This window comes from Pseudoalteromonas sp. SR44-2 (genome assembly GCF_014163745.1).
In the GTDB taxonomy this organism is placed as follows: Bacteria; Pseudomonadota; Gammaproteobacteria; order Enterobacterales; family Alteromonadaceae; genus Pseudoalteromonas; species Pseudoalteromonas distincta.
Genome location: NZ_JACJDW010000009.1, coordinates 26207 through 45678 on the forward strand (window position 1 = coordinate 26207; position 19472 = coordinate 45678).

Consider the following 19472-nt stretch of genomic DNA (forward strand, 5'->3'; position numbering starts at 1 on the left):
TTATTAAAACTGTCATATTTGTGTACTATCCTCCCATAAAGTAATGAGTTGTAAATAAGGTGATGCGGTTAGGTTAATTGGCTGCAATCCCTCAATTCATCACTTATTCAGTCGCTTGTAGTAGACTAAACACATACTAAAAACTGCTTGATTTATACTTTTAAAAAGTTTTAAATTGGGGTTAGCACTCTTAGAGAAAGAGTGCTAAGATAGTTTCAAATGTTTATCACCGAGGTGAAAAATGAGTAAAGATTTATACGCAATGGCACTTACAGTCGGACAACAAAGCGCAAGCATGGACGGTTACCTTCAAGCGGTAAGCACTATTCCTATGCTTAAAGTTGAACAAGAGCAAGAACTTGCTAAAAGACTTCAGGAAGAAGGCGATCTTAGTGCTGCCAAGCAACTCATTATGTCGCATTTACGCTTTGTAGCACATATTGCTAAAAGCTACTCGGGATACGGCTTACCACAAGCTGACCTTATTCAAGAAGGTAATATAGGCCTGATGAAAGCGGTTAAACGTTTTGACCCTACAGTGGGTGTACGTTTAGTGTCGTTTGCAGTGCATTGGATTAAAGCCGAAATTCACGAGTTTGTTCTTAAAAACTGGCGCATAGTTAAAGTTGCAACCACTAAAGCGCAACGTAAATTGTTTTTTAATCTTCGTAAAAACAAAAAGCGTTTAGGCTGGTTCAACCAAGCTGAGGTTAGCACTGTTGCTAGCGAGCTAGGTGTGAGTGAAAAAGAAGTACGTGAAATGGAATCGCGCATGAGCGGCCAAGACATGGGCTTTGACCTAACTGGTGACGACAACGACGATGCACCAACAAGTACATACTCTCCAGTACAGTATTTAACAGATGGCGCAGCTGACTTAGCTGACGACGTTGAACAAGAGCAGTGGAAAGAGCAAGCGCATACCCGTTTATTTAGCGCACTTAAAACACTAGATGAGCGTTCGCAAGATATTGTTAGCGCTCGTTGGTTGTCTGATGATAAAGCAACCCTTCAGGAGCTTGCACAAAAGTACAGTGTATCTGCTGAGCGTGTTCGTCAGCTTGAAAAAACAGCGATGAAAAAATTACAAAGCGCTATGAGCTAATATTGCTCAAGCAGCAAAATTTAAAAAGCCCTGCATGAAAATGCGGGGCTTTTTGCTTTTGAGTAGGTTGGTTTGGGCGAAGCGAAACCCAACGATAAAATATCTAATTAAGTAATACCGATACTCTGCATTATTGAATGGTTATACCAATCCGCAATAATACTTAATCATTTTGCGGGGCTAAACGTGTCGCTACCTGCGTTAAAAAATTCTCATTTAGAGCAACTAAATAGCGAATTTTTGCCTAGCTATCAACACGTTTTTCCGCCCTCAAAATAGACCACTTAATTAAGCGAATTGGTATTAGTTTATTATTCGGATATAGCATTATTTAAAGCTTATATTACCGAGCACTCACTCCTTTTCCCTCAGCATGCGCTAACTGAATGTATTTACGTTCAACTAATTGCGAAACCGGTACGAGTTCAAAACCTTGCTTAGTTAGCTCTGGTAAGGCATGGCGTAAAAACTCGATGGTTTCAGGGTAGGGGTGAGCAATTGCAATGGCAAAGTTATGTTTTGTAGCTTTGTGTTTTAATTCATCTAACCTAAATTGGAGTTGTTCTGGTGTAGTTATATTGTCTAAAAATACTTGGCGACTAATATTAGCAACACCCAAAAAGTTAGCGGCATTTTGTGCCTGGCTCAAATCGGTTGTGCGACTATCTAAAAAATATAAATGACGCTTTTTAAGTACTTCCATTGTCCACTTCATAGCTTGGCTTTTTTGTGTAAGCGCTGAGCCCATGTGGTTATTAACGCCTTTAACTTGCGGTAAACTAGCGAGAGCGGTTCCAAGAGTTTGCTGAAGCTGCTCTTTATTCATATTTAAAGTAAGCGCACCAGGCCCTAGTTCTTTACCGTTAAGTGCTTGCATAGGCACATGAAGCAATAACTCTTTATTTGATTGACTGGCAAGTGTTGCAAAAATTTGCGAATAAGGGGTATGGGGCAAAATTGAATACGACAATTGCCCAGGTAAGGAAAGGAACTCTAAGTCCCGTTGATGATAGCCTATATCGTCTATCACTATTGCTATTTGCTTGGCGCTAATTGTTGCAGAGCTAAAACAAATAGCTAATGTTAGCCATTTTATTATTTTCACGTTTATAGTTTTTATTATCTTTTTAGCTTTATTTATACAGCTTATACAAGCTATTGCATGCTGAGTAATTGTTTAGCTTTAACCAACTGTAAATCGGTTAGATTACCAGTAAGTAATTGCGCATTATTGTTAGTGTGTTCATTTTTTATTATAACGGCTTTATTACTTTGTGAAAGGTTTGTTTGATTAACCGCCACATCTGGGGTTATTCCTATTCCATCAATCGATTTACCTAACGGTGTGAAGTATTTAGCTGTGGTGAGCTTTAATGCGGTATTACCATCACCAAGTGGAATGAGTGATTGTACAGAGCCTTTCCCAAAAGATTGGCTGCCAACAATGGTTGCTCGTTTATTATCTTTAAGTGCTGCTGCAAGTATTTCGGCTGCAGAGGCTGAATTTTCGTTTATAAGCACAACTATGGGCGCATTTTTTAGAATGTCTCCACGCTTTGCATAAAATGCTTGGTTGGCATCGTAAAAACGTCCTTTAGTCGTCACTATAGTGCCACTTTGTAAAAATAGGTCTGATACCGCCACTGCGCTTTGTAATGTCCCCCCTGGGTTATCACGTAAATCAATTACTAAGCCTTTAAGTGGGTAGCCAAAATGATTTTGCAGGGCGGCAACTTGTAGTGCAACTTCATGTAATGTGTGGTTAGAGAAGCTATTGATAGCTATGTAACCAGTTCCAAAATCTAAAAGTTCGCTTGTTACACTTTCGAGGTTTATCTGGCTACGTGTAACATGAAAAGTGAGTGGGTTTTTATTGTTATCGCGATTTACAATTATATCTATATTCGAAAATTCACTGTCTCTTATTAATGTTGCTACTTCGTCGATAGTACGGTTTTGGGCTGCGTTGTTGTTTACACTTACAATAATATCACCTGGTAAAATACCTGCTGCTTTTGCGGGCGAATTATTAACCACGTTAACAATAGTCATATTCTTGTCTATGTTCTTAACTTCTATACCAATACCTGTGTAACGACCATTTGTGTTATCAAATAATGAGGCTAATTCATACTCATTTAAGTACTTAGAATAGGAGTCGAGTTTTGAATATAAACGCTCAAACTGCTGGTTGTTATATTTAATATGGTGGCTATTTTGTAAGGTGAGATCTTCAACGTAATAGGTATGAATGTTAAAGAGTATTTCGTCTATTTGTTGTCTTTTAAGATCTTTAATTGAGCTTGCTAGTGCATTACTAGTAAAGGTAATTAGGGTTAGTAATACAAGTAAGTACAGACTTATATAAAAGTCTGCACTTTTTTTATTAACGGTATATATTGTGTGTTTTTTAGTTGTCATCAGCTGCTCCAGGGCGGTGCAGCGATTTATCTAATTAAATACGTTTGCACCATTTTACAGGATTTACTGCGCGTCCTTTGTGGCGTATTTCAAAGTATAGACCAGAACTTGCCTGTCCGCCGCTTTGGCCTACCAAAGCGAGGGTTTCGCCTTCACGTACCATATCGCCTACATCTCTTAGTAGCGTTTGAGCGTGGCCATATAGACTCATAAAACCTTCACCATGGTCTACAACAATTACCCACCCATAACCTTTTAGCCAATCGGCAAATACAACTTGCCCGTTATGTACGCTATTAATATTAGTGCCTTCTTTTGCACCAATTAATACGCCTTTCCAATCAATACCACCATGTTTACGTTGGCCGAATGTGTGCTCTAACTTGCCTTTGCTCGGCCAGTCTAATTTGCCCTTACTCTTATTTAGGCCAAGTAATTCTATTTTTTGTGTTTTTTCTTTTTCGAGCTCTTTAATCGTTGTTACTAAAGTTTGTTGGTTTTCTTTTAAATAATTTATTGAGCTTTTAGTGCTGTTGAGCTGAGCTTGTAAGTTTTTAAGATTAGCTTGGCGTTCACTTTGTGCATTGAGTAATGCAGTTTGACGCCTTTTTTGCTCATCAAATAAAAGCTCTAGTTTTTCTTGTGTTTTAACAAGCTCTTCTTGGTTTTGTGCTATTTGCTGTTGAAGATCTTTTAGATCTTCGATTTGTTCAATACGGGCTTTATTTAAGTAGTTGTAATAGCTAAGTGTGCGCTCAAACTTGGCTGTGTCTTCTTGATTCAACAGCATTTTAGAATAGTCGTCGCCACCGGCCATATAGGCACTTTTAAGTTGCGCGGCTAAAATTTTCTGAAACTGAGTGTGTTTTTTATCAAGCTCATCGGCTTTACTCTGTAACTCTTTTTGCTGTGTTTTAGTCTCTTTTACGGATTGCTCTGCCATGTTAAGTGCTTTAGCATTTTTAGCTATATCGAGTTCATGGCTTTTTAGATTTTTTTGTAGGGACGCTATTTTTTTTCTTTGGGCGTTATATTCAGCTTGGCTCTGCTCAAGTGCATTCTGAACTTCTGATAAGTCTTTTTTAGTACGATCTTCATTAGCAACTGCAGATGCAGCCACTAATGAAGTTAGTATCAAACCGCACTTAATTAACCGGTTAATACGTTTATTCATGTGTTATTTCAACATCATGATAGGCGTACCAGTCATTTCTTTTGGTTGCTCCATACCCATTAAGTGAAGCATTGTTGGTGCTACATCACTTAAGGCTTTACCTTGCATTGGCTCTGCATCGCGACCAACATAAATAAAATGTACAGGTTCGCTAGTGTGGGCAGTATGTGCTTGGCCTGTTTTGAGATCAGCCATTTGCTCAGCATTACCATGATCGGCTGTAATTAGTGCTTCACCACCAAACTCTTCTAGTGCATCAACAACACGTCCGATACAGCTATCTACAGCTTCACAAGCTTTAACCGCGGCTTCAAATACACCTGAGTGACCAACCATATCGCCATTAGGGTAGTTACAAATAATAGCATCGTATTTACCGCTTTTAATTGCTGATACTAGTTTGTCGGTTAGCATTTCTGAGTTCATTTCAGGTTGTAGGTCATAGGTTGCCACTTGCGGCGAAGGAATTAGCTCGCGTGTCTCACCTTCAAATTCACTTTCGCGCCCGCCACTAAAGAAAAACGTAACGTGTGCGTATTTTTCGGTTTCTGAAATACGAAGCTGTGTTTTATTATTTTTTTCAAACCATTCACCAAGTACATTTATTAGTGGTGTAGGTCCAAATGCAACAGGTGCGTCTATATCGGCTGCATACTCAGTCATCATTACAAATGCGCTAAGCTCTGGTGTTCTTTTTTTAGTAAAACCATCAAATTTAGGCTCAACAAAAGCGCGGGTAATTTCGCGAGCTCTATCTGCTCTAAAGTTAGCAAAAATAACGGTGTCGCCATCGTTTATTGAAGCAGGAGTGGCGCCTGTTGGCGTAATAGTCGTAGCTGCTACAAACTCGTCGTTCTCGTCGCGTTCGTACGCTGCATTAAGTGCTTCAACACCATTATCAAAATTAAAGTCGCCTTCGGCGAGCGTCATTACGTTGTAAGCTTTTTCTACACGGTTCCAACGGTTGTCTCTGTCCATTGCGTAGTAACGGCCAATAAGTGATGCTAAACGTCCACACTTAAGTTTACTAAATAACGCTTCAATTCGTTCGATTGATGCTTTTGCGCTACGTGGAGGAGTGTCACGGCCATCTAAAAATGCATGGAAATAGACTTCTTTAGCACCACGTTTTGCAGCAAGCTCGATACTTGCAACTATATGATCTTCATGGCTATGCACACCACCTGGGCTTAAAAGACCCATTATGTGAACCGCTTTACCAGCACTTACTGCTTTGTCTATGTTTTCAACTAAGGCTGGGGTTGAATCAAACTCGCCATCGTTAATTGCTTTGGTAATACGAGTAAAATCTTGATACACAATGCGCCCAGCACCTAAGTTTACATGGCCAACTTCTGAGTTACCCATTTGACCATCAGGAAGACCAACATCTAAACCCGAAGCTGATATTAATGTGTGTGGGCGGGTGGCCCATAAATTGTCTAATACGGGTGTGTTGGCTGCAAGAATAGCATTACTTTGCGTATCTTCGCGGTGTCCCCAACCGTCTAAAATCATTAATACCAGTGGTTTTTTATGCTCTGTCATAATAGCTCCTGAAAATTAGTATCTGTTGATGGATACTGTGCACCTAAAAAGGTTTATTAGCGTGGTTTTAGCATACCGTGTTTTTAAGCTAGGATCAGCATTGAAAACAAGATATTAAATATTTTTACTTATACCTTATTGACTAACATGAACTCTGCTTGAGATAGATTTATTATCCAGAGTTCTGTTAACTATATATGGGGGGCTTTATCGTTTTTTAAACGTCTCTAAGTGCTCCTAAACTCGCATTTTAGGTTGGTTTGGGTATACTTGCGTGGCTAAAGTACAAAATCCTTAAAATATTAGGGCGTGTTGCACTTTGGTGGTTGAATTTGCAGCAGTATGTTTGGTTTTTAGGCAAGGCAGAGCCTATGAAGTGTGGTTACTCCCCATAAATAGGCGATAACGTAGCATAAATACCAAACATACGCTGCCCGTTGGGTTCTTTCTAGGGACTATTACCTCTTTGTTGCTCGGTTTTTACTTAGCCCACTAGGTTACAAATCTCGCGCCGCGATTTAATCGCCCCTAGATTGAACAAATTTCAATCCACAAAGGCCAACACGCCCTAGGTTTAAAACATAATTTCATAGTGGAAGTAGAATGGATCAATATATTGAATTTATTACAAATCATCCCATTTTAAGCCTTGCTTGGGTTGGTATTGTTTTCCTTATAGTTAGTGGCTGGATAAAAAGTAAGCTTTCAGCTGTTCGTCAAATAAATCCCCAGCAGCTTACGTTACTTATTAACCGTGATGACGGTCAAGTAATCGATATACGTGCGCAAAAAGAGTTTAATGCAGGGCGTATTTCTGGTGCTGAGCACTTAAGCCCAGAGAATGCGAAAAAATCTGACTTTTCAAGCCTTGAAAAGTACAAGACTAAACCCATTATAGTTGTATGTACTACAGGTATGACTGCCCAAAGTACTGCAGCCGCTATGAGTAAAGCTGGTTTTGAACGAGTTTACTTATTAGCAGGTGGCATGGGTGCGTGGCAATCTGCCAGCTTACCAACTACAACAGGTCGCTAATCAGTTTAGCTAGGCCGATAGAGGATTTATTATGAGTAATGTTGTTTTATACACCAAGGCGTATTGTCCATTTTGTCAGCGTGCTCTTTCGCTTTTAAACAGCAAAGGCGTTGAATACACAAATTATGATATTGGTGTGCAGCCTGAGCTACGCGATGAAATGATTGCCAAAGCAGGTGGTGCAAGCACAGTACCGCAAATTTTTATTAATGATGAACATATCGGTGGCTGCGACGACATGATGGCTATTGAAGCTCAAGGTAAACTTGACGCTAAGCTAAACGCTTAATTTAATTATAATAACGAACAAGTTAGGAATAACAATGAACGAAGAAAATCAAAACGTAGCAGCTGCAGAAGCTGGCGCACAATTTACTATTCAACGCATTTACACTAAAGATGTATCGTTTGAAACGCCAAACTCTCCGGCCATCTTTCAAAAAGAATGGACGCCAGAAGTTAAGCTAGACCTAGATACACGCTCAAACAAATTGGACGAAGGTGTATTTGAAGTTGTTTTAGCGCTAACTGTAACTGCATCTATTGGTGAAGAAACTGCGTTCTTATGTGAAATTCAACAAGCAGGTATTTTTACTATTGCTGAAGTTGAAGAAGTGCAACTTGCGCACATGCTAGGTGCATTTTGTCCTAACGTATTATTCCCATATGCACGTGAAGCTGTTTCAAACCTTGTTAACCGTGGTACTTTCCCACAGCTTAACCTTGCGCCAGTTAATTTTGATGCGTTATTTGCACAATACATGCAACAACGTACTGCGCAAGCTGACCAGGCTTCAGCAGACGCATAACTTATGAGTACAGCAACTACAGCTGTTACTGTATTAGGGGCGGGGTCTTACGGCACCGCCCTTGCTATTTGTTTAGCCCGAAATGGTCACCAAGTGACACTTTGGGGAAGAAATAGCGACGACGTTGCCACGCTTGCAGCTGAGCGGAAAAATCAACGTTACTTACCTGATGCTCCTTTCCCAGATACTCTTACTCTTGAAGCTAACTTACAAAATGCCGTTGCTAGCAGTGCTATTGTACTTGTTGTTGTGCCAAGCCATGCGTTTGGCGACACGCTTGCGCAGATAAAACCTGCATTGCAAGACGGTGCTAAAGTAGCGTGGGCAACTAAAGGGCTTGAGCCTAATACTGGACGTTTGTTACAAGAAGTTGCTTTGCAAGAATTGGGTGATGACATTCCACTTGCAGTACTTTCGGGTCCTACGTTTGCAAAAGAAATGGCGATGGGGTCACCTACAGCTATTTCAGTGTCTTCAACGTCACCTGAATTTGCTCAGCAGCTAGCTGATTTACTTCATTGTGGTCGCTCATTCCGTGTGTATAACAATGATGACTTTATCGGTATACAGCTCGGTGGTGCGGTTAAAAATGTAATTGCAATTGGTGCCGGTATTTCGGACGGTGTAGGTTTTGGTGCTAATGCGCGTACCGCGCTCATTACCCGAGGCCTTGCAGAGCTGACTCGTTTAGGTTGTGCTCTGGGCGCTAAGCCAGAAACCTTTATGGGAATGGCAGGCCTTGGTGATTTAATACTAACCTGTACAGATAACCAATCACGTAATCGTCGATTTGGTTTGGCGTTAGGTAAAGGCGAGAGTGTTGATGCTGCTATTGAGTCTATTGGCCAAGTAGTTGAAGGCTTTAGAAACACTAAAGAAGTGTATTTACTAGCGCAGCGTGCTGGCGTAGAAATGCCAATCACTGAGCAAATTTATAAAGTACTTTATGAAAATAAAGACATGAAAGAAGCCGCTATGGCTCTTTTAGGACGAGAACAACGCGCTGAATAAGCGCTTGAGCTAGGCCTTAACTAAAAAACCGACATTATGTCGGTTTTTTATTGCCTAACGGATTATATTTACTGCGCGTTAGGGAAGCCCAACTGACGCCACGACTCGTAAACAAATACGGCGACTGCATTTGACAGGTTCATACTACGGCTATTTGCTTGCATAGGAATACGTACACGCTGATCGTTTGGTAATGCTTGAATCATTTCATCAGGCAGGCCGCGTGTTTCAGGACCAAACACTAAACAGTCGCCAGCTTCGTAACTTGCTTCATGATGAAACTGACTGCCTTTAGTTGTACAGGCATACACTTTTTTAGGTTTGCATTTTTCAAGGTAGTCCTCAAATGAGGCATGGCGTTGAACATGGCTAAATTCATGGTAATCAAGGCCCGCACGTTTCACGCGTTTATCGTCCCATTCAAAACCTAACGGCTCAATTAAATGTAATGCATAGCCAGTATTGGCACATAGGCGAATAATATTACCTGTGTTAGGCGGTATTTCAGGTTGGTATAAAACAATATCCAGCATAATGAGCCTTATAAAATAATCTGTAGTTTGACGAAGGGCAGTATACACGAAACCTTTTAAAAAAATGATATACTCAACACATTCAATACAGTGATTAATGGATACACGCGTGCATAACCGCAGCTACGAATTTTGGGTTAAAACTTCCAGCATTGTTACCATGGTCATGGTTAGTTTAATGATTGGTGCAAAAACATGGGCCTGGCTGGCTTCGGGCTCGGCTTCAATGCTTGGCTCGTTAACTGATTCGTTAATGGATATTACAGCCACCGCTATGAGCTTTTTAGTGTTGGGTTACGCACTGCGCCCAGCAGATGATGATCATAGGTTTGGGCACGGAAAAGCTGAAGCACTTGCAGGACTTGGCCAAGCCGCATTTATTGCAGGCTCAGGTTGCCTACTTGCTTTTCATGGTATTGAGCGATTATTTAACCCTATACAGTTAAGCCATTCTTTATTAGGTGTGTGGGTAAGTATTTTTGCTATTGCGTGTACGCTCGTCATTGTATTTGTACAAAACAAAGTAGTTAAATATACCGATTCAATTGCTATAAAAGCCGACTCAGTACATTACAAAGGCGATTTAATATTAAACGCTGCTGTGCTATTAGCTATTTTGTTAGCTTATTATGGCGTGTTGTATGCCGATCCGGTTTTTGCAATAGGTGTAGCGGGTTACTTACTTTATAACAGTTGGGATATAGCTCGCGATAGTGCCGATCATTTAATGGATAAAGAGCTTCCTGACGATGAAAAACAAAGCATATTTGACATAGCCAAGGCCCATGCTGACGTACATGGTGTGCATGATATTCGTACTCGCCAAGGTGGAAAAGTTAAGTTTATTCAAATGCACTTAGAGCTTGATGATCATTTAAGCTTAATTCGCGCGCATAACGTGGCTGATGAAGTAGAGGCAATGCTCAAAGAACGTTTTGAGTCGGAGGTAGATATACTGATCCACCTCGACCCTTTGTCAGTACTTGTTAAGCCGTCACTGACTCACAAAATTGATAAAAGTTAGTTAATAGCGGCTTTCGAATTTCGTCACGTTCAAAAAGTAGCTCGTGTTTAGCCCCTTCAAAACTCTCAATCGTTGCATGAGCATGCCTTTTTGCAATACTGTACTGTGCTTCGTTGTTTACCACTGTATCGCTAGCTGCGCTTGCTATAAAAAAAGGGATTGGTACGTTTAGGTTATCAATAGAGTTTAAAAACGATATTGTAGCTGCTAGCCAGCCAAACGTAACGCCACCTAATTGTATGTTAGGTTCTAATTTATAGGTTTGCCTAAAGTAGGTGTAACGCTTCTCGCTGCTAGTAAGTACGTTTTCGGTAAATGGGATCGGGTTGTAATTGCCTTGTCCAAATGCATAGCAAGAGTGTAAACCAAGTAAAGTGGTTAATTTAACAATAAACTTCGTTGGTATTTTTGGTACGTCTTTTGTAAAAATATCAAACATAGGAGCAGACAAAAACACGCCTTTATAGCTATTTTCAAATTTTGCTAAATAATCAATAGCAATGGCGCCACCCATTGAATGAGCCAGCATGACTTTTTTACCTTGCCAATGCTTTGAAACTATTTGCTGATCAAAGTTATTTAGGTCACTGCTATAGTTATTATAATGTTTTACAAAGCCTTTATGTTTATTTTTAAGGTGCCTGTAAGAGCGGCCCTGACCTTGATGATCCATAATAAACACAGCAAAATTATTACAATACAGCTCCCAGAGCAGTTCTTTATATTTTTCTAGGCCTTCAATACGCCCTGTACTTACTACTATTGCGGTTGTCGCGTTTTTAGGGATTGCGTATGCGTAAAATAGCTTTCCTGATCGCGTATCTAAGTAGCTTTTAATTAAATTTTCAGTATAAAAAACATTAATGGCCTCTTGATTGCTCTCAAGCTGGGCTTCTGAACTATAAAACATGCTTTACTCTTTTATTAATGGCAAGGTTATATTAGCACATAAGCCACCTAGTTCTTTATTTGATAATACTAAACTGCCGCCATGCGCAGTAATAGCATTTTTAGCAATCGCCAGCCCTAAACCCGTGCCGCCACTGACGCGATCCCGCGCATCTGATTGCCTAAAAAAGGGCTCACAAAGCTTGCTCAGTTGGTCGTCGGGCACACCTGAGCCATCATCACATATTTCTATATAAATGGCATCTGTGTGCTTTAGAGTAATGCTAATTGTATTGTTTGCGTATTTAATAGCGTTGCGAAGTAGGTTTTCAAGCGCACTGGCAATAAGTGTTTCGTCGCAATTAATATTTACGTCTACAGCGCCCACTATATTGAGCTGCTTATTGTTTTGTTTTGCTTCAAACTGCGCATCGTTAATAACGTGATCTACAATTATTTGTAATGATTGTTTTTGCAGAGAAAGCGCTTGGCTTTTTGCTTCTAAGCGAGAAACTTGCAGCACATCGGCAATCATCTTATCAAGCTGGTTTGCTTCTTTTTCTATGCGTAATAAATACGATTGGCTAGCGTCGTTAGCTTGCATTTGCGCAAGACCGGTAGCCATTTTTAAACGCGTAAGAGGCGAGCGTAACTCATGTGATATGTCGGCTAATAAGCGTTTTTGTGAACTAATTAAAAGCTCTAACTGATTGGCCATGCTGTTAAAGTCTCGCCCAAGTATTCCTAGCTCATCTTTTCGGTTTACAGAAATGTCGGCTCTTGCGCTTAGGTTGCCCGCTGATAGTTTAATAGCTGCTTTTTTAAGACTATTTATAGGGGCTATTAAGTTACGGCTAAATACAAAGCTTAAAATAAGAGAGGCAACAATTGCGATGACTATTTTCATCCAATTAGGCATAAGCTTAAAGCGCATTAATAGCGGTGGTTGATGGTTAATATCTATTTCATAAAGATAAAAACTCCCTTCAGGCACGTTTATATTAACAGGGCCGAAGGCTTGATATTTTTCAGTAAAAATAATTTGTGGTGACATATTTTGAGTAAAGTTTAATAAACTTAAGTCGATGCTCTCTGGCACCTCTTTACTGCTAAGAGAGTCCTCGCTTTGAGCTGCGCTTAAGTATAAAAGCTTACGCTTTGATAGGCGAGGGTGTACTAATACATCGCTTAGGCTGCGCTTATGTTTAATAGCAGTGCGCTCAATACTTTTGGCGGTGTATATTAGGTTTTTTTTCATAGGGCCATAAAGAGGCTCGTTAGTTACCGCGTTAATAGCGGTAATGTTACTTAAAAATATAAGCGCTGCAACGGTGCCGATTATAGTTAACCAAAACCAAATAAATATTTTAAAAAACAGGTAGTGCCCAGGATGTTTTAACCAAGCAAAGTAAGTGCTTTTATTCGCCTTGGATAAAGACATAACCCGTACCTCGCATTGTTTTAATTCGCTCACCTGGAATATGCTCTGCTATTTTTTTGCGGATATTACTTACATGCATATCGATAGAGCGATCAAAAGAAGCTAAACGCCTACCTAGTACTTCTTCACTAATTTGCTCTTTACTAACCACTTCACCTGCATTTTTACACAATAGCGTGAGTATTTCGTACTCTGTACCAGTAAGCGTTAGTGTAGAGCCGTCTATTGAGGCCTCTCGCGCTGCTAGGTTAACAGTAATGCCATTAACGAGTAACTTACTCGTTGTAGCTAAATTTAAGCTATTAATGTGCTCTATACGGCGAGTTATCGCTTTTACGCGGGCTAGTAATTCACGATGATTAAAAGGCTTTGGAATGTAATCGTCAGCGCCTAGCTCTAGACCAAAAATACGGTCAAAGTCTTCACCTTTTGCTGTAAGCATTATTACCGGTGTGAGTTTTGTTTGCCTAAGTTGTTTAAGTACTTCAAAACCATCAAGCGTTGGTAGCATTACATCTAGCAATATCAGGGCGTAGTCATTTGCTTGTGCTAGTTTAAGGCCTTGCTCACCGTCGTGTACGCTTTGTATTTCAAACCCTTGGGCAGTTAAATATTCACTTAATAGCTCACAAAGGCCAGTGTCGTCATCAATCATTAATAGTTTCATTTACAAACCCTTAGAGTTGTTTATAGCGTTATTTTACCCGCTAAATAGGGCAAAGGTGAATCTTTACACAACCTTTACACTGCTTTGCGTTACTTTGCGTTGAGTTAGGTATAGTTAACTCAGTTGATTAAGCAGTTACAAACAACCGAACTGAACCAATAGTTAAACCAAATAATTAAGGTAATGATTATGACTAAATTAAACACACTTTCAAAATTAGTACTTATCTGTGGCTTAGCAACAGCAACGCTTGGTGCTGGTAGCGTATTAGCTAAAGGCGATGGGCATAAGCAAGGCCATTCTCAAGCTCGTTTTTTACTTTCTGAGCGCGGCGTTGAAAAATTAAACCTAACAGATGAGCAGCAAACTAAGCTAAAGGCTATTTTTGAAGCGCAAAAAACACAAATGAAAGCACTGCGTGGCGGCGATAAAGAAGCCCGTAAAGCGATGCGTGAAGCGCACAAAGCAAAAATGGATGCGTTACTTTCTGCTGCAACATTTGACGAAAATGCAGCAAAAGAGCTATTAAATGAACGTCATGAAAAAGGTGAGCAATTTGGTTTAATTAAACTAAAAACACAACACCAAGTAATGCAAGTGCTTAACGCTGAGCAAAAAGAGAAGTTTGCTAAAATGCAAAAGCGTATGAATAAAAAGCATCGTAAACAAAAAAGCTAATTTTACTTTTTTGCAAATACTAAAAAACCAGCGTAATGCTGGTTTTTGTATTTAGGGCATTATGAAGATAAATTATTTAAAAAAGTCATCTTCATTTTTAGCCATCATTGCTTCAATATCTTCAATCATGTCTTGGCTAAACTCTTGTGCCGAGGTGATTGGTGCAGAAATTTTATTATTTTCGAATGACCATTCACCTAAATCAATTAGTTGGCAGCGCTTTGAGCAAAAAGGGCGAAATGGGCTTTGCTCTGACCATTCAACTTTAGTTTTACAGGTTGGGCAGTTTACAACAGTAGGCATAAATTACTCTCTACAAATTTTTGGTGTATATTACATTACTTAGATATGAGTCTCTAGCTTAAAGCTTAGAGCCTTATATCTTTTACTGCGAGCCTTTAAAAATTAGTTACGCGGTTAATTTCACCAAGGGATGTAAGGCCATCGGCTGCTTTACGTAAACCCGATAAACGTAAATTATTAAAACCGGCTTTAAGTGATACCTCTGCTATTTCAAGCGAATTACCACCGCGCATAATAATTTGGGCTATTTCAGGAGTAATTTGCATTACTTCGTAAATACCCACACGCCCTTTGTAACCATCAGTACAGCTATCACACCCTTTAGGCATATATAACGTCATTTTTTTAATTTGCTCGGCGCTAAATCCTTGGCGAGCAAGTTCTTCGCTCGGAAGTTGTTCTGGCGTTTTACATTTAGGGCACAAGCGACGTGCTAAACGCTGGGCTATTATTAAGCTAATCGAACTTGCTACGTTATAAGCGGGTACACCCATATTTAATAAACGAGTGATTGTTTCCGGCGCTGAGTTTGTATGCAATGTTGATAAAACCAAGTGACCTGTTTGCGCCGCTTTTATTGATATTTCTGCGGTCTCTAAGTCACGTATTTCACCTACCATAACTACATCAGGATCTTGACGTAAAAATGCGCGTAGTGCGTTGGCAAAAGTCATATCGGCTTTAATATTAATTTGTACTTGGTTTACACCTTCAAGGTTAATCTCAACCGGATCTTCCGCAGTACTAATATTACGCTCAGGCTGGTTTAATATATTTAAACCTGTGTATAGCGATACTGTTTTACCAGAACCGGTTGGCCCTGTTACAAGTATCATCCCTTGAGGCTGGGCAAGCGCATCCATGTAGAGTTTTTTCTGCTCAGGCTCATAGCCTAATACATCAATGCCTAACATAGCGCTTGATGAATCAAGGATACGCATTACAATTTTTTCGCCCCACAAGGTAGGCATGGTACTTACACGAAAGTCGATACTTTTGCGCTCAGTAATTTTTAGCTTTATACGACCATCTTGTGGTTTGCGTTTTTCGGCAATATCGAGTCGCGACATTACTTTAATACGCGCAGAAAGCTTGGTGGCTAATGTATTAGGTGGGCTTGCCACTTCATGCAAAATGCCATCAATACGAAAGCGAATACGGTACTTGTGCTCATACGGTTCAAAGTGTAAATCAGAGGCGCCTTTTTTAATGGCATCCATTAAAATTTTGTTGATATATACGATGATAGGCGCATCATCTTTGTCGTCATCTTGTGGTGCTGTATCTCTTTGGCTTTCTGAATCTAAGTCAGCAAATTCTTGAAACTCGTCATCAGTTAGATTTAAGCTGCCAGTGGCATCTAGTAATTGCTCAATTTTGTTATCGAGTTGAATATAATCAACAACAACAATTTCGCATGAGAGGCCAGTACTAAACTCAAAGTTTTCGAATGCACCGTAATCTGTTGGGTCTGATGCTGCTATATAAACTTTTCGATCTTTTTGAACAAGCGGTAAAATATGATGTTTACGTATGAGTTTTTCTTTTACGAGATCGGCCGGGATTCTTGTAGGATCAAAGTCTTTTAAATCAAAATAAGGTACGCGAAACAAATCAATACATTGTTCAGCTAAATCTTTACTATCGATTTTTCCACATTTAGAAATAAGCTCAGCTGTTGAGGCAAATTCATTTTGTTTGTTTTTAACCGTGTCGGCATCAATGCGGCCAAGGGTTATAAATTTTCTCAATAACGGTGAGTTAATATTCATTGCGCACCTGTTTTATTCCTTCAATAGTAAGCAATTTATCAGAAAAAAGAAGGGGATTACATCACCTTTCATTCTTTGTTGTGATTTTGCTAACTAAAATACGAGTTTGTGTGAGTTAGGACAGTGTTAAAGTGAGTTAGTTTTGTTGTGTAATGCATATTGTAGATACTTTTTATGTAGATCAACAAGTTCTATATGCACTAGGTTTAAGCTGCGGTCGTTATTTAAAATATCATCCGCTTTTTGCTGTTTATCGGCACGTGACATTTGCGAGGCAATAATACTTTTAACTTGCTCACTACTTGTGTTGTCACGTTTTGCTGTACGCGCTACTTGTACAGAGGTTGGTACGTCAATAAGTAGGGTATGGTCGCAATATTTATCAAGGTTGTTTTCAAACAATAAAGGCGCTACTAAAACAACATAAGGGCTAGTTGCATTATTTAAATCGTTTAGTATTTTTACCCGAATAAGAGGGTGCAGTAACGCATTAAGCCATTCTTTGTCATTGTTGTTAGTAAATATTTTTGTGCGCAATTCTGCTCTATTTAATGTGCCATCAGGCAATAAAATATCCTCACCAAAGTGTTGGGTAATCGCTTTTAGCCCTTTGCTATTTGGGAGTACGACTTCGCGCGCAATTATATCGGCATCAACTATTGTAATACCAAGTTCTTCAAACATATTGCTTACGGCCGTTTTGCCACAGCCAATACCGCCTGTTAAACCTAATACCCAGCTGTTTACTTTAGTAATTTGCTCACTCATTTTAATAACCAATTAAATTAAAATAAGCGCCTTGAATTTGGTTGCCCCAAAGCATGGTGATCCAGCCTGCTATCGCTAAATAAGGCCCAAAAGGGATAGGGGTCGCTTTGTCTTTACCTTGTATGCTCAACAGCGCAATACCTATAATGGCACCCACTACGCTCGAAAGCAGAATAATAGTAAGTAATGACTGCCAGCCAAGTAAAGCACCAAATACAGCGAGTAGTTTAAAGTCGCCATAACCCATGCCTTCTTTACCGGTTAATAACTTAAATAGCCAAAACACACTCCATAGACTTAAATAACCGCAAGCTGCGCCAATAATGGCATCAGTAGGCGTAATTGTGTAACCTAATACCGAGGCAATAAGTGCAAGCCATACAAGCGGTAATGTAAGCTGGTCTGGCAGTAACATGTGATCAATATCAATAAAGGTTAGTGCTACTAAAACCCACGTTACAAAAATATATAAAAGGGCTTGTTCGGTCGCACCAAAGCTATAGGCAACAATTAAACTTAATAGGGCAGTAATTAGCTCTACAGCAGGGTATCGGGCCGAAATAGGATTACTGCAACTTGCGCATTTACCTTTAAGTATTAACCAACTGATAATAGGAATATTCTGCCAAGGCTTAATGGCTGTTTTGCATTTAGGGCAGGTAGAGTTGGGTTTTAGTAAGTTAAAAGGCTTATTGATATTGGCTTGTTTAGACTTCTTAGCTGTAAGCTCATCATCTAGCAATATACGGCATTCGCTTTGCCACTCAAGTTGCATCATTAGCGGTAAGCGATAAATAACCACATTTAAAAAACTACCAATACATAAACTAATTAAGCCAATAGTGGTTAAATAAAACCACAACTGGCTTTGCATTACTTCAATAATACTTTGCATTCTATTACCTGAAAATTATTTTAAAAATTAAGCGTTTAAAAATTAAGTGAAATTATTATCACAAAGAGAAGTGAAAGAGAGTAAATGAGAAAACATTAATAGCTATACCTTAACAAAAAAGTAAACCTCTCTTTTATTTCCTGTAAATTGTTATTTTTAGTAATTAAATAACAGAGCCAAGTTGGAAAATAGGTAAGTACATCGCAACAATTAAGCCACCAACAAGTACACCTAGTACGGCCATAATAAGTGGCTCAAGTAGGCTTGAAAGGCCGTCTACTGCGTCATCAACTTCTTGCTCGTAAATAGTCGCTACTTTAGCAAGCATACCGTCTAGCGATCCTGACTCTTCACCAATCGCTACCATTTGAATAACCATATCAGGGAATATTTTTGAGTTACGCATTGCCCAGTTCATTTGATTACCAGAGCTCACTTCAACTTTAATATCTAAAATGGCATATCGATAAACAGCGTTACCGGAAGCGCCTGCGGCAGAGTCAAGCGCATCAACCAGCGGCACACCTGCAGCAAACGTAGTCGAAAGAGTTCGTGCATAGCGAGCAACTGCTGCTTTATTTAAAATCATTCCAATAACAGGCAGTTTAAGTATAGCTCGGTCGGTTGCATCTCTGAGTTTTAAACTTCTAAGCTTGGCTTCTTTAAAAGCGTATCCAAAAGCTACAATAGCGATTAGTATCATCCACCAATATGCTTGCATAAAGTCTGATATGCCAATAACAAACAAAGTGAATGCAGGAAGCTCTGCCCCAAAACCTGCAAATATATCTTGAAACTGCGGCACTACAAATATTAATAGTATTGAGGTTACAATGCCGGCAATTACTAATACTGAAATAGGATAGAACATCGCTTTTTTAATTTTTGATTTTAGCGCTTCGGACTTTTCTTTATATAAAGCAACTCGGTCAAATATTTTATCAAGTGCACCAGATTGCTCGCCAGAGGCCACAAGGTCGCAATATAAATCATCAAAATAACGTGGGTGTTTTCTAAGTGCTGTAGATAGTGGTTGACCCGCTTTTACTTCATCAGCAATAGTCTCCATTAATTTGGCTACACTTTTATTGGTCGAGCCAGAGCCAATCATTTCAATGGCCTGTATTAAAGGAACGCCCGCCATCAACATAGTCGCAATTTGGCGAGTAAGTAGTGCTATATCTTTAGGGGTTACCTTTTGAACACTTTGAATACCAAACAGTGGTTTTGCTTTACGCTTCACTTTTGAGGGAGTGATACCTTGCTTTCGAAGCTGAGCTTTTACTAGTGCAATACTATTACCTGTAAGCTCACCTTCAAGTTTCTTCCCTCGTGCACTAACGCCTACCCACTGAAAAGTATCGAGGCCTTTATCTTGTTGTTTTTTTGCCATTAAGGGT

20 protein-coding genes are annotated in these 19472 nt (G+C 39.6%); 7 read left to right on the forward strand and 13 right to left on the reverse strand.

Translation table 11 applies throughout. From position 1 onward, the window contains the following. Positions 1-241: 241 nt before the first annotated feature. Positions 242-1105, forward strand: a complete 864-nt coding sequence (rpoH, locus tag H5115_RS07515; RefSeq protein ID WP_002957791.1) for an RNA polymerase sigma factor RpoH — start codon at positions 242-244, stop codon at positions 1103-1105. 343 nt (positions 1106-1448) lie between these two features. Here rpoH and H5115_RS07520 read toward each other — a convergent pair whose 3' ends face one another. From H5115_RS07520 to gpmM, 4 genes are read right to left on the reverse strand one after another with little or no spacing between them, the layout of a single operon-like run. After that, positions 1449-2210: a divergent polysaccharide deacetylase family protein gene (locus H5115_RS07520; protein ID WP_182754545.1), complete on the reverse strand. Its 762-nt coding sequence runs from the start codon at positions 2208-2210 to the stop codon at positions 1449-1451. A gap of 50 nt (positions 2211-2260) precedes the next feature. Beyond that, on the reverse strand, positions 2261-3526 hold the full coding sequence (locus tag H5115_RS07525) for a S41 family peptidase (RefSeq protein ID WP_182754547.1): 1266 nt from the start codon (positions 3524-3526) through the stop codon (positions 2261-2263). Between the two features lie 34 nt (positions 3527-3560). Then, a complete protein-coding gene (locus H5115_RS07530; RefSeq protein ID WP_182754549.1) occupies positions 3561-4700 on the reverse strand; it encodes a murein hydrolase activator EnvC in 1140 nt (379 codons plus the stop codon). A gap of 3 nt (positions 4701-4703) precedes the next feature. Then, complete coding sequence (gpmM, locus tag H5115_RS07535; protein WP_182754551.1) at positions 4704-6248, reverse strand: 2,3-bisphosphoglycerate-independent phosphoglycerate mutase; 1545 nt, start codon at positions 6246-6248, stop codon at positions 4704-4706. Positions 6249-6851: 603 nt separating this feature from the next. Between gpmM and H5115_RS07540 the strand changes: the two genes are divergently transcribed. The 4 genes from H5115_RS07540 to gpsA are packed head-to-tail and all read left to right on the forward strand — an operon-like array spanning position 6852 to position 9103. Next, on the forward strand, positions 6852-7283 hold the full coding sequence (locus H5115_RS07540) for a rhodanese-like domain-containing protein (RefSeq protein WP_149593821.1): 432 nt from the start codon (positions 6852-6854) through the stop codon (positions 7281-7283). Positions 7284-7314: 31 nt separating this feature from the next. Then, positions 7315-7572, forward strand: coding sequence for a glutaredoxin 3 (gene grxC, locus H5115_RS07545; RefSeq protein WP_002957783.1), 258 nt, complete (start codon positions 7315-7317; stop codon positions 7570-7572). 34 nt (positions 7573-7606) lie between these two features. Continuing rightward, positions 7607-8092 (forward strand): protein-export chaperone SecB, encoded by a 486-nt coding sequence (gene secB, locus H5115_RS07550; protein WP_002957782.1) that lies wholly within the window; start codon positions 7607-7609, stop codon positions 8090-8092. A gap of 3 nt (positions 8093-8095) precedes the next feature. Beyond that, positions 8096-9103 carry an NAD(P)H-dependent glycerol-3-phosphate dehydrogenase gene (gene gpsA / locus H5115_RS07555; RefSeq protein ID WP_149593822.1) on the forward strand — a complete coding sequence of 336 codons (1008 nt, stop codon included), beginning with the start codon at positions 8096-8098 and terminating at the stop codon, positions 9101-9103. A gap of 68 nt (positions 9104-9171) precedes the next feature. Here gpsA and trmL read toward each other — a convergent pair whose 3' ends face one another. Then, complete coding sequence (trmL, locus tag H5115_RS07560) at positions 9172-9636, reverse strand: tRNA (uridine(34)/cytosine(34)/5-carboxymethylaminomethyluridine(34)-2'-O)-methyltransferase TrmL (protein ID WP_002957780.1); 465 nt, start codon at positions 9634-9636, stop codon at positions 9172-9174. Positions 9637-9796: 160 nt separating this feature from the next. Here trmL and H5115_RS07565 point away from each other — a divergent pair, with 160 nt between their 5' ends. Beyond that, a complete protein-coding gene (locus H5115_RS07565) occupies positions 9797-10660 on the forward strand; it encodes a cation diffusion facilitator family transporter (RefSeq protein ID WP_182754661.1) in 864 nt (287 codons plus the stop codon). Here H5115_RS07565 and H5115_RS07570 read toward each other — a convergent pair. Genes H5115_RS07570 through H5115_RS07580 form a run of 3 tightly spaced genes read right to left on the reverse strand, consistent with a single transcriptional unit; the run spans position 10623 to position 13656 of the window. Then, positions 10623-11570, reverse strand: coding sequence for an alpha/beta fold hydrolase (locus tag H5115_RS07570; RefSeq protein ID WP_182754553.1), 948 nt, complete (start codon positions 11568-11570; stop codon positions 10623-10625). The genes H5115_RS07565 and H5115_RS07570 overlap by 38 nt on opposite strands. A gap of 3 nt (positions 11571-11573) precedes the next feature. After that, positions 11574-12989, reverse strand: a complete 1416-nt coding sequence (locus tag H5115_RS07575; protein WP_002957777.1) for an ATP-binding protein — start codon at positions 12987-12989, stop codon at positions 11574-11576. Next, positions 12967-13656 (reverse strand): response regulator, encoded by a 690-nt coding sequence (locus H5115_RS07580; RefSeq protein WP_182754555.1) that lies wholly within the window; start codon positions 13654-13656, stop codon positions 12967-12969. Before H5115_RS07580 ends, H5115_RS07575 begins: the two co-directional genes overlap by 23 nt. A 189-nt stretch (positions 13657-13845) precedes the next feature. On the opposite strand from H5115_RS07580, the gene H5115_RS07585 reads away from it, so the two are divergent. Then, entirely contained in the window at positions 13846-14334 is a 489-nt protein-coding gene (locus tag H5115_RS07585; protein WP_182754557.1) for a periplasmic heavy metal sensor, read from the forward strand. A 72-nt stretch (positions 14335-14406) separates the two neighbouring features. On the opposite strand, the gene yacG is transcribed toward H5115_RS07585, so the two are convergent. The 5 genes from yacG to H5115_RS07610 form a co-directional block, all read right to left on the reverse strand. Continuing rightward, positions 14407-14637, reverse strand: a complete 231-nt coding sequence (gene yacG, locus H5115_RS07590; RefSeq protein WP_024597564.1) for a DNA gyrase inhibitor YacG — start codon at positions 14635-14637, stop codon at positions 14407-14409. Between the two features lie 95 nt (positions 14638-14732). Further along, positions 14733-16409 (reverse strand): type IV-A pilus assembly ATPase PilB, encoded by a 1677-nt coding sequence (pilB, locus tag H5115_RS07595; protein ID WP_182754559.1) that lies wholly within the window; start codon positions 16407-16409, stop codon positions 14733-14735. 126 nt (positions 16410-16535) lie between these two features. Next, positions 16536-17177, reverse strand: coding sequence for a dephospho-CoA kinase (gene coaE / locus H5115_RS07600; RefSeq protein ID WP_182754561.1), 642 nt, complete (start codon positions 17175-17177; stop codon positions 16536-16538). A 1-nt stretch (position 17178) separates the two neighbouring features. Then, entirely contained in the window at positions 17179-18072 is an 894-nt protein-coding gene (locus tag H5115_RS07605; protein WP_182754563.1) for an A24 family peptidase, read from the reverse strand. 163 nt (positions 18073-18235) lie between these two features. Further along, positions 18236-19465, reverse strand: a complete 1230-nt coding sequence (locus H5115_RS07610; RefSeq protein ID WP_024597567.1) for a type II secretion system F family protein — start codon at positions 19463-19465, stop codon at positions 18236-18238. Between the last annotated feature and the right edge of the window lie 7 nt (positions 19466-19472).

Bases quoted from the DNA above. Each gene is read 5' to 3' on its own strand.
- secB (WP_002957782.1), top strand. From the start codon at position 7,607: ATGAACGAAGAAAATCAAAACGTAGCAGCTGCAGAAGCTGGCGCACAA.
- pilB (WP_182754559.1), bottom strand. From the start codon at position 16,409: ATGAATATTAACTCACCGTTATTGAGAAAATTTATAACCCTTGGCCGC.
- H5115_RS07580 (WP_182754555.1), bottom strand. From the start codon at position 13,656: ATGAAACTATTAATGATTGATGACGACACTGGCCTTTGTGAGCTATTA.
- H5115_RS07570 (WP_182754553.1), bottom strand. From the start codon at position 11,570: ATGTTTTATAGTTCAGAAGCCCAGCTTGAGAGCAATCAAGAGGCCATT.
- trmL (WP_002957780.1), bottom strand. From the start codon at position 9,636: ATGCTGGATATTGTTTTATACCAACCTGAAATACCGCCTAACACAGGT.
- H5115_RS07610 (WP_024597567.1), bottom strand. From the start codon at position 19,465: ATGGCAAAAAAACAACAAGATAAAGGCCTCGATACTTTTCAGTGGGTA.
- H5115_RS07540 (WP_149593821.1), top strand. From the start codon at position 6,852: ATGGATCAATATATTGAATTTATTACAAATCATCCCATTTTAAGCCTT.
- H5115_RS07530 (WP_182754549.1), bottom strand. From the start codon at position 4,700: ATGAATAAACGTATTAACCGGTTAATTAAGTGCGGTTTGATACTAACT.
- H5115_RS07575 (WP_002957777.1), bottom strand. From the start codon at position 12,989: ATGTCTTTATCCAAGGCGAATAAAAGCACTTACTTTGCTTGGTTAAAA.
- H5115_RS07585 (WP_182754557.1), top strand. From the start codon at position 13,846: ATGACTAAATTAAACACACTTTCAAAATTAGTACTTATCTGTGGCTTA.
- grxC (WP_002957783.1), top strand. From the start codon at position 7,315: ATGAGTAATGTTGTTTTATACACCAAGGCGTATTGTCCATTTTGTCAG.
- rpoH (WP_002957791.1), top strand. From the start codon at position 242: ATGAGTAAAGATTTATACGCAATGGCACTTACAGTCGGACAACAAAGC.
- H5115_RS07605 (WP_182754563.1), bottom strand. From the start codon at position 18,072: ATGCAAAGTATTATTGAAGTAATGCAAAGCCAGTTGTGGTTTTATTTA.
- gpsA (WP_149593822.1), top strand. From the start codon at position 8,096: ATGAGTACAGCAACTACAGCTGTTACTGTATTAGGGGCGGGGTCTTAC.
- gpmM (WP_182754551.1), bottom strand. From the start codon at position 6,248: ATGACAGAGCATAAAAAACCACTGGTATTAATGATTTTAGACGGTTGG.
- H5115_RS07565 (WP_182754661.1), top strand. From the start codon at position 9,797: ATGGTCATGGTTAGTTTAATGATTGGTGCAAAAACATGGGCCTGGCTG.
- H5115_RS07525 (WP_182754547.1), bottom strand. From the start codon at position 3,526: ATGACAACTAAAAAACACACAATATATACCGTTAATAAAAAAAGTGCA.
- yacG (WP_024597564.1), bottom strand. From the start codon at position 14,637: ATGCCTACTGTTGTAAACTGCCCAACCTGTAAAACTAAAGTTGAATGG.
- coaE (WP_182754561.1), bottom strand. From the start codon at position 17,177: ATGAGTGAGCAAATTACTAAAGTAAACAGCTGGGTATTAGGTTTAACA.